This window comes from Proteus sp. G2673 (genome assembly GCF_009915125.1).
In the GTDB taxonomy this organism is placed as follows: domain Bacteria; phylum Pseudomonadota; class Gammaproteobacteria; order Enterobacterales; family Enterobacteriaceae; genus Proteus; species Proteus penneri.
The window spans coordinates 329,980-345,715 of sequence record NZ_JAABLT010000004.1; the positions used below are offsets into that span (position 1 = coordinate 329,980).

The window sequence follows — 15,736 nt, forward strand, 5'->3', positions numbered from 1 at the left end:
GAACTCTATAAAATAATTATTGCGTCAAATCAGCTTTAGGATCATTAATTAATTCAAACAATTTATGAACATATTCATCAACTATCTGACTTGCTTGACCATAATGTTTCTCTTCAAACTGGCTTTCAACCAAACTGGGTTCAAGATTTAACTCAACGGTATGAGCACCTGTTAATCGAGCTTCATGGACAAAACCCGCAGCAGGGTAGACATTTCCAGATGTACCGATAGAGATAAAAATATCAGCCTCAGCCAAGGCGCGATAAATCTCTTCCATACCAATGGGCATTTCACCAAACCAGACAATATGTGGTCGTAGTGGCGATGGGAATTGGCAACAATGACAGCGATCGGTTGTTTCTAAGTCCCCTTTCCATTCAAAAACTTGGCGAGATTGTGGGCAACGTACTTTTAGCAATTCACCATGCATATGCAAAATATGTTTACTACCTGCTTTTTCATGTAAATTATCAATATTTTGCGTTACAAGAAGGAAGTTATCTTTACCTAAGCGTTGCTCAAGTTTCGCTAATGCATAATGCGCTTCATTCGGTTGAATAGAGGGATGTTGCAATTGACGACGGCGTTCATTATAAAACTGCTGAACCAATTGTGGGTTGCGTTGATAACCTTCAGGTGTAGCAACATCTTCAACACGATGTTCTTCCCACAATCCATCTTCTGATCGGAATGTTTTAATTCCTGATTCAGCCGAAATGCCAGCCCCTGTTAATACGACAACTTTGGGTAAATTCATTTCATGTTCCGTTTTATGGGTTAGATGAAAATAACGACAACGTGAATGTTGTCTGCGTAAACTTTTGATCTTACGAAACTTCCTAAGCCGACGATGACGAAGTTTAAGTTTCATCATGACAATCCTTGGTTTTCAAATTTAAATAGCGCGTTTCTTATCTTTACTAGTTTAAGCGTTTTTTCTTCTTTGTCTGTCAATAATAACCTTATTGTCCACTTAAAATTCTAGCAGGATCTAGTTTAGTCGCTCGACGTGCAGGATACCAACTTGCAACTAGGCTTAAAATTACAGTGGTAATAAATACAGAGAAAACGTCAATTAAATGAACTTCTGAAGGTAAAAAATCGACGAAATAAACATCACCAGACAACACACTATGTCCCGTTAATGATTCAATAACAGACACTAATGGTGTTAAATTATAAGCAATCAATACACCCAATATCACACCAGCAACACAGCCAATCATGCCTGATAATAAGCCGTACCATAAAAAGATATTACGAATATGACTATCTCGTGCGCCTAATGTTCGTAAGATAGCAATATCACTACTTTTATCTCTTACTGCCATAATCAGCGTTGAGACAATATTAAAACAAGCGACACCAATCACTAGGATCATCGATAAATACATAATGCTACGGATCATTTGAATATCACTATACATATAGCCATAATCGCTTATCCAACTTTTGGCATAAACATATTCTTTGCTGTTTAAACCGGCATCATGAATAATTTCATTCGCGAAAAAAGGATCTACCGTTTTCACTTCAATCCCAGTTATTCCTTGTCCATAATCCATATATTGTTGAGCATCGGCTAAAGGAATTAACGCTAATTGATGATCAAGCATACCACTAAGTTTAAAAATACCACTTACTTGTAAGCGAATACGCTTAGGCTGTAAAAGCTTAGTTGGATCATCATTATTAGGAATTAATACGGTGAGCCAATCACCTTGTTTAATTTTCAATGCGTCTGCAACACCTTGCCCAATAATAATTTGTTGCTTACCCGCCCGAAAATCTTGCCATGCATTATTTTGTACATAGCGAGGTAATAAGCTGATATCACTCTGTTTTTCAGGTGATACACCCATAACTTGCACTGCTTTTAGTTCAGTTCCTTTCTCTAACAATCCTGTTAATAAGATATATGGCGCAGCAGCGACAACACCTTGGGTATTTTCAATACGAGGTAATGCTGATTGCCATTGTACAAATGGCTGTTCTACTGAATAAATTTGTCCGTGAGGCACCACTGATAAAATGCGATTTTTTAATTCACGTTCAAACCCATTCATGGCACTTAGACCAATAATCAAGACAGCAACACCAAGCATAATGCCCAGTGTTGAAATAACTGAAATTAAAGAAACCATTCCCGCACGTTTTCGCCCTCTTGAAAAACGTAAAGCGGTCACTAATGCAAGTGGCAATTGTGCCATTATTTCACTCCTGAAATTGCGTTTTGTGACTGTAGTTGACCATCTTTCATTTCAAGTTGGCGCTGAAAACGAGCAGCCAATGACAAATCATGCGTCACCACTAGAAAAGCAGTTTGTTTTTCTTTGTTTAACTTAATCAACAATTCGAAAATCCCTTCAGCATTTTTCTGATCAAGATTACCTGTTGGCTCATCAGCAAGGACTAATGAAGGATCGTTCACTAATGCTCTCGCAATCGCAACACGTTGTCTCTCACCACCAGAAAGCTCTGAAGGACGATGATGAGCGCGATCTTTTAACCCCACCGCTTCAAGTAAAGACATCGCTTTTTCTTTCGCCTTTACAACACTAGCCCCACCAATCATCAGCGGCATAGCCACATTTTCAAGTGCTGTAAAATCAGGTAATAGATGGTGAAATTGATAGATAAATCCCAATTGGCTATTACGTAAATCAGCCTTTTCAGACGAAGATAACTTATTAAGTGATTGCCCTTTAAAAAAGACTTCGCCTGATGTTGGAGAATCCAATCCCCCCAGTAAATGTAATAAAGTACTTTTTCCTGAGCCGGAACTGCCTACTATGGCAAGAAAATCCCCCTTATCCATTTTAAAAGAGACGGATTTCAGCACTTGAGTAGAAATCGAACCATCTTGGTATTGTTTACATAGGGCGTGGCAATCCAATAAACCCTCTTTGTTAATTTGCATTTGTTTTTCTGATGCCATTGATTGTTTATTCAAAGAAGAATTACTCATAACGTAGCGCCTCTGCTGGCTGAATAGCCGCGGCCCGCCAAGACGGGTATAAAGTGGATAAAAGTGAAATGACAATAGCGGAGAAACCGATCATAAAGACGCGTCCCCAATCAAGTGTTGCAGGCAATTCCACACCTTGAGGAATAAGTCCTACCGCTGGCATGATGACGTTTAATTGACTTGAGAGTAATGCCCCCAACAGACCACCAGCAACAGCACCTAAAATACCTGCACCAGCACCTTGTAGCATAAAGATGGACATAATCTGAGAGCGTTTTAAACCCATAGTTTGCAAAATAGCAACTTCACCTTGTTTTTCCATCACCAACAAAGAAAGTGAGGTAATGATATTAAAAGCCGCCACAGCTATAATTAAGCTTAATAATAATCCCATCATGTTTTTTTCCATTTTAACAGCCTGGAAAAATTCACCTTTACGTTCGCGCCAATCTCTCCAACTAAGATTTTTATCTAAAGATTGTGCACTGTATTTTTCAATATTGAGAGGATCAGTAAAGAAAAGACGCCATCCTGTAATATTACCCGGCTGATAACGCATTAAACGTGCTGCATCTTGCTGATTAACTAAGATTTGTGAGACATCTGCATCGCCACCACTTTGGAAAATACCTTTAACGGTAAATAAACGTTGGCTAGGTAATCTTCCCATTGGTGTTAATTGGCTTACACTTGGCACAATAAGGCGAATGTTATCCCCCTCTTTTACTTTTAACTGTTTAGCAAGGCCACTTCCTAAGATCACGCCATAGTCACCTGCTTTCAGCATAGAAAAATCGCCATAACGAATATATTTCGTTAAAGGCTCATCTTGCTCTTTTTCTATACCTAGCATGACACCAACGCTGATATTGTCTTTACTCTGTAAAACGACATCGCCTTCTACTAAAGGGGTAACGTTTATGATACCTTCACGCGTCAGTAATCTTTCAGCTATATTTGAATCTCGGGGTAATTGTCCGTTAGGTGATGTCACGATTGCTTGTGGAATATAAGCAAGAATACTTTCTTGCAATGAACGTTCGAAACCATTCATGACAGAAGTTACTGTGATCAGTGCAGCTACACCTAACATAATCCCTAAAGCGGATAGCCATGAGACGAAGCGACCGAATTTATCGACCGCACGACCCCGCATATAACGGAGCCCTATATAAAATGAGACAGAATTGTACATGAAATCTGTGCTGTTCCTGTTGCTAATGCGAAGTGTTCAGGGATAATAAAGGGTAGTCTTACTGAATGGAACCACTCTATTCCCAAACTGTGGTTTTTCTTTTATCTTAACCTGCCCGCCAGTTTAAGCTTTAGCCATTAAGCTAAAGATGTGTTGGGAGTTAACTACAACAAAGAGTTCACATTACACGCTTATGTCCTCAGAATATCGTTATCAACTTCCTATAAAACAAGGGGATACTCGTCAGCTAGGTCAACTGACTGGTGCCGCTTGCGCTCTAGAATGTGCAGAGATCATCAAACGTCACTCTGGATTAGTCGTTCTTGTTACTCGTGATATGCAAAATGCATTGCGTTTACAAGATGAAATCCGTCAGTTTTGTGATTTTCCAGTAGAGACATTATCGGATTGGGAAACGCTGCCATACGACAGTTTTTCACCTCACCAAGAAATTATCTCAAACCGCCTTTCTACGCTATACCGTATTCCATCACTTCTCAAGGGAATTTTAATCTTACCCGTCAATACGTTAATGCAGAAAGTCTGCCCTACAGATTATCTCGCAAGTCATGCGTTGATAATGCAAAAAGGAGAGATACTTTCTCGTGATAATTTACGTAAAACATTAGATGAAGCAGGATATCGCCATGTAGAGCAAGTATTAGAACACGGTGAATATGCAACACGCGGTGCATTATTAGACTTATTTCCTATGGGAAGTGAATTTCCTTATCGTATTGATTTTTTCGATGACGAAATAGATAGCCTGCGCACTTTTGATGTCGATACACAGCGGACATTAGCAGAAGTTGATCAAATTAATTTACTGCCTGCCCATGAATTCCCAACAGATGCAAATGCGATAGAACTTTTCCGTAGCCAATGGCGTGAACGATTTGATGTAAGACGTGATCCTGAACATATTTATCAGCAAGTCAGTAAACACATATTGCCAACGGGAATTGAATATTGGCAATCGCTGTTTTTTGAACAGCCTTTATCTAACTTATTTGCTTATTTCCCTAAAAACACATTGATAGTGACGCAAGATCTACAAGATTTTGCAGAAAAGTTTTGGCAAGACATCAACCAGCGTTTTGAAAGCCGTCGCGTTGATCCTATGCGACCGCTGTTACCGCCTGATGATATTTGGCTCAGTGTTGATAAATTTAATAAAGAACTTAAACAGTGGCCACGAATTCAACTTAAAACAGAAACATTGCCAGAAAAAGCAGGACAAACTAATTTAGGTTATCAACCACTTCCTGATTTATCGATCAACGCGCAAAGCAAATCCCCTTTAGACAATCTACGTCGATTCCAAGAACAATTTTCTGGCAGTATTATTTTCTCTGTTGAAAGTGAAGGACGACGCGAAACCGTACAAGAACTGTTATCACGGATAAAAATTGCCCCTAAACAGATCATTGAGTTATCAGATGCCCAAGAAAAAGGAGCCTATTTTATTATTGGTGCAGCTGAGCACGGTTTTATTGATAGTCATCGTCAATTAGCTATGATCTGTGAAAGCGATATGTTAGGCGAGCGAATTAATCGTCGTCGTCAAGACAATCGCCGAACAATTAATACTGATACCTTAATTCGCAACCTTGCTGAATTAAGCATAGGTCAACCGGTTGTTCATCTTCAGCATGGTGTTGGTCGCTATCAAGGCATGACAACACTAGAAGCCGGTGGCGTTAAAGCTGAATACTTGATGTTAAGTTACGCAGGTAATGACAAGCTTTATGTCCCTGTTTCATCCTTGCATTTAATCAGTCGTTATTCTGGTGGCGCAGATGAAAATGCGCCACTACACAAATTGGGTGGCGATGCATGGGTAAGAGCGCGCCAAAAAGCCGCTGAAAAAGTGCGTGATGTCGCAGCAGAGTTATTAGATGTTTATGCTCAGCGTGAAGTAAAAACAGGCTTTGCCTTTAAAATGGATAAAGAGCAGTACCAAACATTCCGCCAAAGCTTTCCTTTTGAAACAACACCTGATCAAGAAATGGCGATCAATGCTGTCCTTAGCGATATGTGCCAAGCTATTTCAATGGATAGACTCGTCTGTGGCGATGTCGGATTTGGTAAAACAGAAGTGGCAATGCGTGCTGCATTTCTTGCAGTTAACAACAATAAACAAGTCGCCATTTTAGTGCCGACCACCTTATTGGCTCAGCAACATTTTGATAATTTCCGTGATCGTTTTGCTAATTGGCCCGTTAACATTGAGATGATCTCACGCTTTCGTAGTGCAAAAGAGCAACAGCAAATCACAGAAAAACTGGCTGAAGGAACGATTGATATTGTCATTGGTACACATAAACTCCTTCAGCCTAATATTCAATGGAAAGATTTAGGGCTATTAATTGTCGATGAAGAACACCGTTTTGGTGTTCGTCACAAAGAACGAATAAAAGCCATGCGCGCAAATGTCGATATTTTAACGCTAACAGCAACACCTATTCCTCGTACGTTAAATATGGCAATGAGTGGTATGCGTGATCTTTCTATCATTGCAACACCACCAGCACGTCGCTTATCCGTAAAAACCTTTGTACGGGAATATGATGACTTAGTGGTACGTGAAGCTATCTTGCGTGAAACATTGCGTGGCGGACAAGTTTATTACTTGTATAACGATGTTGAGAATATCGAAAAAGCCCGAGAGAGATTGGCTGCGCTCGTTCCTGAAGCGCGTATTGGTATTGGTCACGGACAAATGCGTGAACGAGAACTTGAGCGTGTGATGAATGATTTCCACCATCAACGTTTTAATGTGTTACTTTGCACCACAATTATTGAAACAGGTATCGATATACCCAGCGCAAACACCATTATTATTGAACGTGCAGATCACTTTGGTTTAGCGCAATTACATCAGTTACGTGGTCGTGTAGGCCGTTCTCATCATCAAGCTTATGCTTATTTGTTGACACCACATCCTAAAGCGATGACAAAGGATGCTCATAAGCGTTTAGAAGCGATTGCTTCACTGGAAGATCTAGGTGCAGGTTTTGCATTAGCAACTCATGATCTAGAAATTCGAGGCGCCGGTGAATTATTAGGTGAAGAACAGAGCGGTCAAATGAATACCGTCGGTTTCTCGCTTTATATGGAATTGCTAGAAAGTGCAGTAGAAGCGCTTAAAGAGGGGAGAGAACCATCACTTGAAGATCTCACCAATCAACAAACTGAAATTGAATTAAGAATGCCTGTTTTATTGCCTGATGATTACATCCCTGATGTAAATGTCAGACTTTCATTCTATAAACGAATTGCCAGTGCGATCAACTTAACAGAGCTTAATGATCTAAGAGCAGAGTTAATCGATAGATTTGGTAAACTACCTGATGCAGGGCGTTATCTACTACGTAATGCAGCTATTCGCTTAAGTGCAGTGAACTTGGGGATTACTCGAATTGAAGCCCATGATAAAGGTGGATTTGTTGAGTTTGGTGAAAAGAACAAGGTTGATCCGGGATATTTAATCAGCTTACTTCAAGAGCAACCTGCTATTTTCCGTTTAGATGGCCCATCAAAACTGAAGTTTATTACAGATTTAACTGAGCGTGAAAAACGACTCACTTTTATTGATGATATGTTAAGTGCATTTAATGAACACAAAATAACCTCACTTTAGCGGTTATCGAATCGACAAAAAGGCGTAATTGAAATAATTTCATTACGCCTCTCTTTTATATTGTTAGGTTTACTCTTTACGACAAGGTACTTTTTCATTCATAGAACAATAAGGTTCTTGTTCTAAAATCAGCCTACCATCAGAATCTAATGCAATAACTTCACCGGGTTTAAACGTGGTACGTACTTTGCCGGGTGTTCCATCAATAGTATAGAGCACATCATAACCAACAATTCTACGCTCTTGACGATAAATCGGGATGCACTCTTTAAATTGAGGATAAGGGAAATTAGCAATATTGCTGTTATTGAGTGCTTCAATCATATAGAACACTCGACACTCTTGCTCTGCGGGATGAAATCGTGACAAATTTTCTGGTGTAAAAGGTGTTGGTAAGCCAATTCGATGACAATACTCTTCTGTCACAAAAACGGTTGATTTAATAGGTGTAGCCGAAACGACATGAGCATATTGAGGTTGAGGAAAGACCCACCTCCATGCAATAAATGAAAGAATAGCTAATGCAATGATTAGTCCTATTAGTGTGTACTTTCTGACATTAACACCCACTTTTACCCCTTTTTATTTGTTTTATCCTTAATTGCCACAGATATAGAATAAAAGCCACTGTTTCACTCTAACTGGCTAATATATTTAGTATTCAATAAATGAATTTTCTAATCTGATAGCTTAATTCAACATCCATGCTGATTAACATAATAAGTAAACTACGTATTTATGACATGTTAAATACACCACTTATTTCTGTTTTAATTACTTAATTAAATACTGACTATATTCTCAAGACTTACACATTATATTAAGATAGATCTTAATTTATTAAGCTGAAAAAATAGAAATCATTATGCTATTTATAATACATCATTATGATAACACCAGATTAACAAATGTTGCCAAAAAATAGGGAGTCTTCTATATTTAACTTATATTATAAAGTTTGATTTTAAGATTTGTAAAACCATTTCATCTAATTAAATACGAATAAAAATAACAAGTTAAGCTTAACCTTTATAATCTTCACTTATTATCTTTCTAATACAATCCTATGAAATACCATAACATTTTATTTGATGAATTAATGAATTAAACATCATTTTTTATTTAAGAAAAGTCTTAAATAATTTAACATGATAAATAAAGTTAACGTTATCTTTGATATTACGGTTTGATCTTGATAATAAAATTATATTTATCATTGTTATATTTTGTTTTAGAGTTATTGGTTATTTTTGGTATCGACAGATAAATCTTCTAGTGCTTTATGCTGAGATTATTTATCTTATTTAGATATTCTCATTTAATTATTTAATTTAAAAGAAAAGATAGATAAAAAACCCTCATACAATATAAGGGTTTTAAAAGGTGACTTTTGTCTTCTCTGTAAAGCAAAAGATAAATTAATGGAGTTTTAGTTTAGGTCTAATCACTCGGTTGATTGATCCGACTAACATCATAAGCCCTGTTTTGATATAACCATGCAAAGCTATTTGATGCATTCGATATAAAGAGATATAAACAATCCGCGCGATACGCCCTTCTATCATCATATCACCCTTCATTAAATTCCCCATCAAACTCCCCACAGTACTAAATTTTGAGAGTGAAACTAATGAGCCGTGATCGGTAAACACATAATCTTTGAGCGGTTTGTCTTTTAACATTGCTAATATATTGCCATAACAACGACTTGCCATTTGATGTGCAGATTGTGCTCTTGGTGGAACAAAACCGCCATCTTTTCTTGGGCAAGAAGAACAGTCGCCAATAGCAAAGATAGACTCATCTAAGGTTGTTTGTAAGGTCGGTTTAACAACCAGCTGATTAATACGGTTAGTCTCTAGACCCGCAATCTCTTTCATAAAATCAGGTGCTTTAATACCTGCAGCCCACACCATTAAGTCGGCATCGATATGCTCGCCTTCTTTGGTGTTTAATCCGCCTTCATCTGCACTTGTGACCATAGTTTTAGTCATCACTCGCACACCTAATTTTGTTAACTCTTGATGTGCCGCACTCGAAATACGTACCGGTAATGCAGGTAAAATGCGTTCTCCAGCTTCAACCAAAGTGATATTTAATGCTGAAGGTGCTAATTTTTTTAATCCATAACTATTTAATTGGCGTACTGCGTTATGCAATTCAGCTGAAAGCTCAACCCCCGTTGCACCACCACCCACGATCGCAATATTTACCTTACGATTTTCTTCTTGTGCATTGGCATCTGCTGAGTATTTTAAAAACAAATTCAACATTTCGTTATGGAAACGATGGGCTTGCTGTGGGCTATCTAAGAAAATGCAGTTTTCTTTAATGCCTGGAGTACCAAAATCATTCGATTTACTGCCTAACGCCATCACTAAAATATCGTAGTCTAATATGCGTTCAGGTACGAGTAGCTCTTGCTCTTCATTATAAATAGCAGACAGTGTGATATTTTTTTGCTCACGATCAAGCCCTATTAATGAGCCTAATTGGAAATTGAAGTGATGATTATAACCATGAGCTAAATAACTTAGTGCATCAACTCCATCGTCTAAAGAGCCTGTCGCTACTTCATGTAATAACGGTTTCCATAAATGGCTATTATTACGATCAACTAAGGTGATTTCTGCTTTTTTGCTGCGGCCTAATTTATTGCCTAATTTAGTCGCCAGCTCTAACCCACCAGCGCCACCACCGACAATAACAATTTTTTTTAATGACATTTAACGTCACTCCATAAAGATATTTACTGTTGTTATTTAAATAACCTTAGTGAAATCTACTTAAATAACGACAGTTAAATCGTTTCGGCTGTTATTTTTGTTCTTAAATAAGTTAGCTGGGAAGATGGTCATACCAAAGTTGATTTATATCAAAAATATTTGAATATTCATATCTCTTTTTTGAAGAAAAGAGTCATTTTTTGCTATTCAGTGATAAATCAATCACCATTAAAAACATAAGGATATTTTTTAATCAATTAATACAATCAACTAGAAAATAAGCATAGAGAGGATCATTAAAATCAATCGCGATATTGAGATGATAAAAATAAAGGATCAAAACAAATGTTGAAAAGAGATAGATAGCAGAAGAGTATGCACATTTTAGCTATGTTAGATAGAAAAATGGATGGAACAAACACCATCCATTTTAAACACATTACTTTAGTCTTACTTTTTACTATAAAACGCTTTAATTTTAAATAGATGCTCAGAAAGGCTCTTAAATTTATGCGTTTGCACTTCATCCCAAATGACAGAGTAATAAGGCGATAATTCATCAGCAGAACGCTGGTTATCTAAAATCTCATCATTACGAGATAAAATCACTAAAGCGCTATCTTTGTTTTTAGAACGAAAATCTTTAATACATTTCGTTGCAATATCTAAATATTCTTCAGGTCTGTCGATTTTGTCAGTCATGTTTTCGTAAGGAAAAAGATTAGGATTAATCATTACCTGACGAATATTACATAAGAAACCAATACGCTCTGCCCAATATCCACCTAATCCTACGCCACAAATTAATACGGGCTCTTTTGTGGATTTAATCACTTTATCCGTTTCTTTCAGTAAGTGTTGCATGTCATGACGAGGATGCAACGTACTGTAGCTTAAAAAACGGACATCAGGATCAATAAACTGTAGCTGTAAAACTTTCTCATGATTTCCAGGACTTGTGGAATCAAAACCATGTAAATATATAATCATGCTCGCTCCTGCCATTGCTCCTGTAATTGGGTCAGCAACTGATTCGCTTTTTTCCAACGATCAGAGGTTTGTAGCTCACTCAATGTGTAACGACCTCGGTGATGGTACAATGTGGCAATGCGTTCTGCTTTGACAGAGGACAGGTTATCTAACACACTCACTGCCCCTTTTCGGTTATTACACACTAAAAGCATATCACAACCAGCATCTAGTGAACGTTGTGCTCTTTCTGCATAACTTCCCATAATGGCAGCACCTTCCATCGATAAATCATCAGAAAAGATAACGCCTTGGAAGCCTAGTTGTTCACGTAAAATCGATTTCAACCAATATGATGAACCGCTTGCAGGACGCTCATCAACCTGAGAATAAATAACATGAGCCGGCATAATGGCATCTAATAGCTGGCGTTGAATAAAGTCTTTGAAAATAGACATATCACGTTGGCGAATATCATTTAAAGAGCGGTCATCACGAGGTGTTTCTTTATGAGAATCAGCCCTGACTGCACCATGACCTGGGAAATGTTTACCTGTTGATTTCATACCTGCAGAACGCATACCTTTAATAAAGCTCTCTGCCATTGTCATGGCGATTTCAGGCGAATCATGGAAAGAACGCTCACCAATGGCAATACAGTTATGACCTAAGTCGAGCACAGGAGCAAAACTGATATCAATATCCATGGCAATCATTTCTGATGCCATTAACCATCCTGCTTCTTGTGCTAAATGACTCGCTTGATAACTTTCATTTAATGCTGCGTAGGATTGTGCCGCGGGTATGCGAGTAAAACCATCACGGAAACGTTGTACTCGTCCCCCTTCTTGGTCTACTGCAATCACTAGACGTTCATGAGATGCATCACGAATTTGACGGACTAATTCATTTAATTGTTCAGCATCGTGGAAGTTGCGGGTAAAAAGGATTAATCCACCGACAAGAGGATGCTTTAAAATTTCACGCTCTTCACTATCGAGTTCATACCCTTCAACATCAAGCATTACTGGACCCATAACATTCCTCTCTTTGTAATTGTGACAAGATAATGTCTTTAATTCATCAGACTAAAATAACGACGTAAAGGTTCAGACATTATTAAAAATGACTCATCTTTTGTTTGTTGCCAACGGACTTCATACCACATTAGCATCATATAAAAAATGAATGGTTCTCTTGAAAAAATACGCGTTCTCAGCTCCTTCACAGAATAAATGTCTGTTTCTTTGGATTGAGTATAATGACAATGATACGAACAGTAATAATCCAAAAACATATTTTGTTGCACTTCATTGAGTTGATTTGTCGCAAAAAACGTCATCAACGAATCTGCTGTATCAATATCGGCTGCATATTCCCAATCAATAAATTTTATACCGGAATCACTAAGAAGAATATTCTCAACATGTAAATCCATGTGAGCAGGCGCGTATTTTATGAGATTGCATCGCGGTTGGCGTAAAAAATGTTGTTGTAAACGTAACCATTTAGCAGATAAACGTTTTCTATCAATACACTGCCAATAAATTAATAATTCATGATTTAAGTTAAGAGGGAAGCCTAACGGTGTGTATTGATGAAGTATGGCTATTTTTTCAGCCAATGGCTTTAAATAAGTACTAAAAAGTGATTGATGAGTAAGATGTTCACCCTGTAACCAATAAAGAAAAAACCACTCTTTATAGCGTGTAGCAACTTTTGGCGATAAATTAGAGCCTGATAGCTGTTTTAAAATGGCGTATTCTTTTCTTCCATGTACATAAAGCGCTTTTTTTTCATCACCATAATAGCGGGCAACCCAGTCAATATCTGCACATTGCACACGAAAAGCGCCACCGCCAGATCCTTCTAATGCAATGATTTTCCATTTACTTAATGCCGTTGCAGGGAAAAGTGCTTGCAAGGCATTAAGCAAACTGGAGTAATGCGGATCATTCAACCTTATGGCGCCCATTCCAAAGAATTTCACCAGAAGAAACCGACATTAACTGCATACTGATCACACGATTATCTTTTTTACCATCAACAGTTGAGAATAAAATATAATCAGCTTTCAAATAGCGGGCTAAGCCAATAGCGGCACTACGAAGACCTAGGCTATCTTCACCAGATAAACCAAGCGCCTTCCGTGCAGACATCATTTGCGTATAAGGCACAGTTTGCAATGCACTAATACTATTAACTGATTCAATAATTGTATTGGTTGCATTTACTGCTTGGATGTTCCCACCTGAATTATTTTTAACATTATCAACAACGATAAGCTTACCCACTTCTAAGTCACCAGTAACTGCCATTTCTCTAATTAAAGGAGTGACGGCTGCATTCCAATTAATACTTGTGATTTTAGGTGGTGTCGGCACAACTTCAATTGGTGGCTCTATCGGTTTAGGTGGCTCTACTGGCTCTGTAGGTGTCACAGGCTCTACAGGTACAGGCGGTTGTTGTGGCAACATAGACGGACAACCTGCTAATAAAAACACAGACATCGCCACAAATAGAACTCTTTTCATGCTCGTGTTACCTTATCCTAAATAAAGAGATAAACTCTGACATAACTAATGGTTTTATCTGGTATATCACCGCTAATTTCGGTATCACCATCACCAAGAATAGTCACATCATTTACATGTCCAGCAGGAGATACTTCAAGCCCTTGCTCGTTATACCAATAAAAGCGATAGCGAATTGAAACAGGGTAAGATTGTGTATTTGACAGCATAACTGTCGCTCTTGTGCCGTTAGTATGGTGTTCAAGGGCGGGTTGTCCCGCCACAATTCCCACAGCTAAGACCGATGGCTCCATAATAATAGCCTGCTGACGATTAAAATAGAGTTTATTATCTGAATGAGATGATAAACACCCAGAGAGCAATGTCGTCATACACATAGCGATAAGTAATGAGTAAATAGCCTTACTTTGTCTTATCATGTATTACTTCCTGTTATCTCGCTTTTAGCATCATACCGATCATTGACTTAATAATGGCCCTAATGGTTTTCCACCAAGCAAATGCATATGAATATGGAAAACTTCTTGTCCACCATGTTTATTGCAGTTCATCACTAGGCGATAGCCGTCTTCAGCAATACCTTCTTGTTGAGCTATTTTTGCCGCAACAACAAAAAGGTGTCCTAATACTTGCTCATCTTCTGCAGTAACATCATTTACAGTAGGAATAAGTTTATTAGGAATAATCAAAATATGAGTGGGTGCTTGAGGTGAAATATCACGAAATGCAGTCACTGTATCATCTTGAAAAACGATATTGGCTGGAATTTCACCACGAATAATTTTACTGAAAATTGTTTCTTCTGCCATTTCCATCACCTTATTGTTTATTTTAATTCCTGATTAATCTATTAAGCAGGCAAGTTTTGAATATGAAAGAGCTTAGCAAAATTACGCGTTGTTTGTTGCGCTAACTCTTCAACACTTACCCCTTTTAAGACAGCCATATACTCTGCAACATCACGAACATAAGCGGGTTGGTTTTCTTTTCCGCGATGAGGTACTGGCGCTAGATAAGGGGAGTCTGTTTCAATTAAAATTCGATCAAGAGGAACAATACGAGCAGCCTCTCTAATTTGTTCCGCATTTCTAAATGTCACGATACCAGAAAAAGAGATATACATTCCAAGATCAAGTAATGTTGTTGCTGTCTCTTTATCTTCAGTAAAGCAATGCAGAACACCGCCACAATCTTGAACTTTCTCTTCTTTTAAAATAGATAAGGTATCTTCGCGAGCACTGCGTGTATGCACAATAACGGGTTTATTAACTTGGCGTCCAATTCGAATATGCTCACGGAAAATTTCACGTTGCAGAGCCGCATTTTCTTGTTGGTAATAGTAATCTAGCCCTGTTTCACCTAAAGCCACAACATCAGGTGCGGTAGCTAAACGTGCTAATTCTTCAACATCATAACCTTCATCTAAATTTAAAGGGTGGATCCCACAAGAAAAGGCGATGTTGTCACGTTTACCGATTAGCTCACGCATTCTATTAAAACCCGGTAATGTGGTTGCCACTGCTAACATATATTGAACATCACGCTGCTGTGCTTTTTCGACAACATCATCAATATTTTCATGTAATTTTTCATAATCTAAGCAGTCGAGATGGCAGTGTGAATCAACTAAAAACATAACTTACTCTCATTTATCTGGTACGACTTATAGGTGTTTTTTATTACAGCTAAATTATAATTAAT

14 protein-coding genes are annotated in these 15,736 nt (G+C 38.0%); 1 reads left to right on the forward strand and 13 read right to left on the reverse strand.

Features of this window, described 5'->3' with window-relative positions; translation table 11 throughout:
* Window positions 1-16: 16 nt before the first annotated feature.
* The 4 genes from cobB to lolC all read right to left on the reverse strand — a co-directional run bounded on the left by cobB (window position 17) and on the right by lolC (window position 4,163).
* A complete protein-coding gene (gene cobB, locus GWI59_RS02295) occupies window positions 17-874 on the reverse strand; it encodes a Sir2 family NAD+-dependent deacetylase (RefSeq protein WP_109400925.1) in 858 nt (285 codons plus the stop codon).
* 88 nt (window positions 875-962) lie between these two features.
* The gene (gene lolE, locus GWI59_RS02300) at window positions 963-2,210 is read right to left on the reverse strand and encodes a lipoprotein-releasing ABC transporter permease subunit LolE (protein ID WP_006537224.1); all 1,248 of its coding nucleotides are present in this window, start codon (window positions 2,208-2,210) and stop codon (window positions 963-965) included.
* Window positions 2,210-2,920: a lipoprotein-releasing ABC transporter ATP-binding protein LolD gene (lolD, locus tag GWI59_RS02305; RefSeq protein ID WP_202608118.1), complete on the reverse strand. Its 711-nt coding sequence runs from the start codon at window positions 2,918-2,920 to the stop codon at window positions 2,210-2,212. Before lolD ends, lolE begins: the two co-directional genes overlap by 1 nt.
* A 40-nt stretch (window positions 2,921-2,960) precedes the next feature.
* Entirely contained in the window at window positions 2,961-4,163 is a 1,203-nt protein-coding gene (gene lolC, locus GWI59_RS02310; RefSeq protein ID WP_161671335.1) for a lipoprotein-releasing ABC transporter permease subunit LolC, read from the reverse strand.
* 193 nt (window positions 4,164-4,356) lie between these two features.
* Between lolC and mfd the strand changes: the two genes are divergently transcribed.
* Window positions 4,357-7,806, forward strand: a complete 3,450-nt coding sequence (gene mfd / locus GWI59_RS02315) for a transcription-repair coupling factor (protein WP_109847701.1) — start codon at window positions 4,357-4,359, stop codon at window positions 7,804-7,806.
* Between the two features lie 69 nt (window positions 7,807-7,875).
* On the opposite strand, the gene umoD is transcribed toward mfd, so the two are convergent.
* From umoD to GWI59_RS02360, 9 genes are all read right to left on the reverse strand, one after another.
* On the reverse strand, window positions 7,876-8,376 hold the full coding sequence (gene umoD, locus GWI59_RS02320) for a flagellar biogenesis regulator UmoD (protein WP_006537231.1): 501 nt from the start codon (window positions 8,374-8,376) through the stop codon (window positions 7,876-7,878).
* Between the two features lie 848 nt (window positions 8,377-9,224).
* Entirely contained in the window at window positions 9,225-10,532 is a 1,308-nt protein-coding gene (locus GWI59_RS02325) for an NAD(P)/FAD-dependent oxidoreductase (protein WP_161723892.1), read from the reverse strand.
* A gap of 450 nt (window positions 10,533-10,982) precedes the next feature.
* On the reverse strand, window positions 10,983-11,522 hold the full coding sequence (ycfP, locus tag GWI59_RS02330) for an alpha/beta hydrolase YcfP (RefSeq protein ID WP_006537233.1): 540 nt from the start codon (window positions 11,520-11,522) through the stop codon (window positions 10,983-10,985).
* Entirely contained in the window at window positions 11,519-12,538 is a 1,020-nt protein-coding gene (nagZ, locus tag GWI59_RS02335) for a beta-N-acetylhexosaminidase (protein ID WP_006537234.1), read from the reverse strand. Before nagZ ends, ycfP begins: the two co-directional genes overlap by 4 nt.
* Window positions 12,539-12,576: 38 nt before the next feature.
* Entirely contained in the window at window positions 12,577-13,476 is a 900-nt protein-coding gene (locus tag GWI59_RS02340) for a phosphotransferase (RefSeq protein WP_006537235.1), read from the reverse strand.
* Window positions 13,454-14,035 (reverse strand): penicillin-binding protein activator LpoB, encoded by a 582-nt coding sequence (locus GWI59_RS02345; RefSeq protein ID WP_006537236.1) that lies wholly within the window; start codon window positions 14,033-14,035, stop codon window positions 13,454-13,456. The genes GWI59_RS02340 and GWI59_RS02345 overlap by 23 nt, the downstream gene beginning before the upstream one ends.
* A gap of 17 nt (window positions 14,036-14,052) precedes the next feature.
* Window positions 14,053-14,454, reverse strand: a complete 402-nt coding sequence (locus GWI59_RS02350; RefSeq protein ID WP_072062709.1) for a YcfL family protein — start codon at window positions 14,452-14,454, stop codon at window positions 14,053-14,055.
* Window positions 14,455-14,493: 39 nt separating this feature from the next.
* Window positions 14,494-14,844 carry a purine nucleoside phosphoramidase gene (gene hinT / locus GWI59_RS02355; protein ID WP_036913377.1) on the reverse strand — a complete coding sequence of 117 codons (351 nt, stop codon included), beginning with the start codon at window positions 14,842-14,844 and terminating at the stop codon, window positions 14,494-14,496.
* A gap of 41 nt (window positions 14,845-14,885) precedes the next feature.
* Window positions 14,886-15,671, reverse strand: a complete 786-nt coding sequence (locus tag GWI59_RS02360; protein WP_006537239.1) for a metal-dependent hydrolase — start codon at window positions 15,669-15,671, stop codon at window positions 14,886-14,888.
* Between the last annotated feature and the right edge of the window lie 65 nt (window positions 15,672-15,736).

Bases quoted from the DNA above. Each gene is read 5' to 3' on its own strand.
- cobB (WP_109400925.1), bottom strand. From the start codon at position 874: ATGATGAAACTTAAACTTCGTCATCGTCGGCTTAGGAAGTTTCGTAAG.
- lolE (WP_006537224.1), bottom strand. From the start codon at position 2,210: ATGGCACAATTGCCACTTGCATTAGTGACCGCTTTACGTTTTTCAAGA.
- lolD (WP_202608118.1), bottom strand. From the start codon at position 2,920: ATGCAAATTAACAAAGAGGGTTTATTGGATTGCCACGCCCTATGTAAA.
- lolC (WP_161671335.1), bottom strand. From the start codon at position 4,163: ATGTACAATTCTGTCTCATTTTATATAGGGCTCCGTTATATGCGGGGT.
- mfd (WP_109847701.1), top strand. From the start codon at position 4,357: ATGTCCTCAGAATATCGTTATCAACTTCCTATAAAACAAGGGGATACT.
- GWI59_RS02325 (WP_161723892.1), bottom strand. From the start codon at position 10,532: ATGTCATTAAAAAAAATTGTTATTGTCGGTGGTGGCGCTGGTGGGTTA.
- ycfP (WP_006537233.1), bottom strand. From the start codon at position 11,522: ATGATTATATATTTACATGGTTTTGATTCCACAAGTCCTGGAAATCAT.
- nagZ (WP_006537234.1), bottom strand. From the start codon at position 12,538: ATGGGTCCAGTAATGCTTGATGTTGAAGGGTATGAACTCGATAGTGAA.
- GWI59_RS02340 (WP_006537235.1), bottom strand. From the start codon at position 13,476: ATGGGCGCCATAAGGTTGAATGATCCGCATTACTCCAGTTTGCTTAAT.
- GWI59_RS02345 (WP_006537236.1), bottom strand. From the start codon at position 14,035: ATGAAAAGAGTTCTATTTGTGGCGATGTCTGTGTTTTTATTAGCAGGT.
- GWI59_RS02350 (WP_072062709.1), bottom strand. From the start codon at position 14,454: ATGATAAGACAAAGTAAGGCTATTTACTCATTACTTATCGCTATGTGT.
- hinT (WP_036913377.1), bottom strand. From the start codon at position 14,844: ATGGCAGAAGAAACAATTTTCAGTAAAATTATTCGTGGTGAAATTCCA.
- GWI59_RS02360 (WP_006537239.1), bottom strand. From the start codon at position 15,671: ATGTTTTTAGTTGATTCACACTGCCATCTCGACTGCTTAGATTATGAA.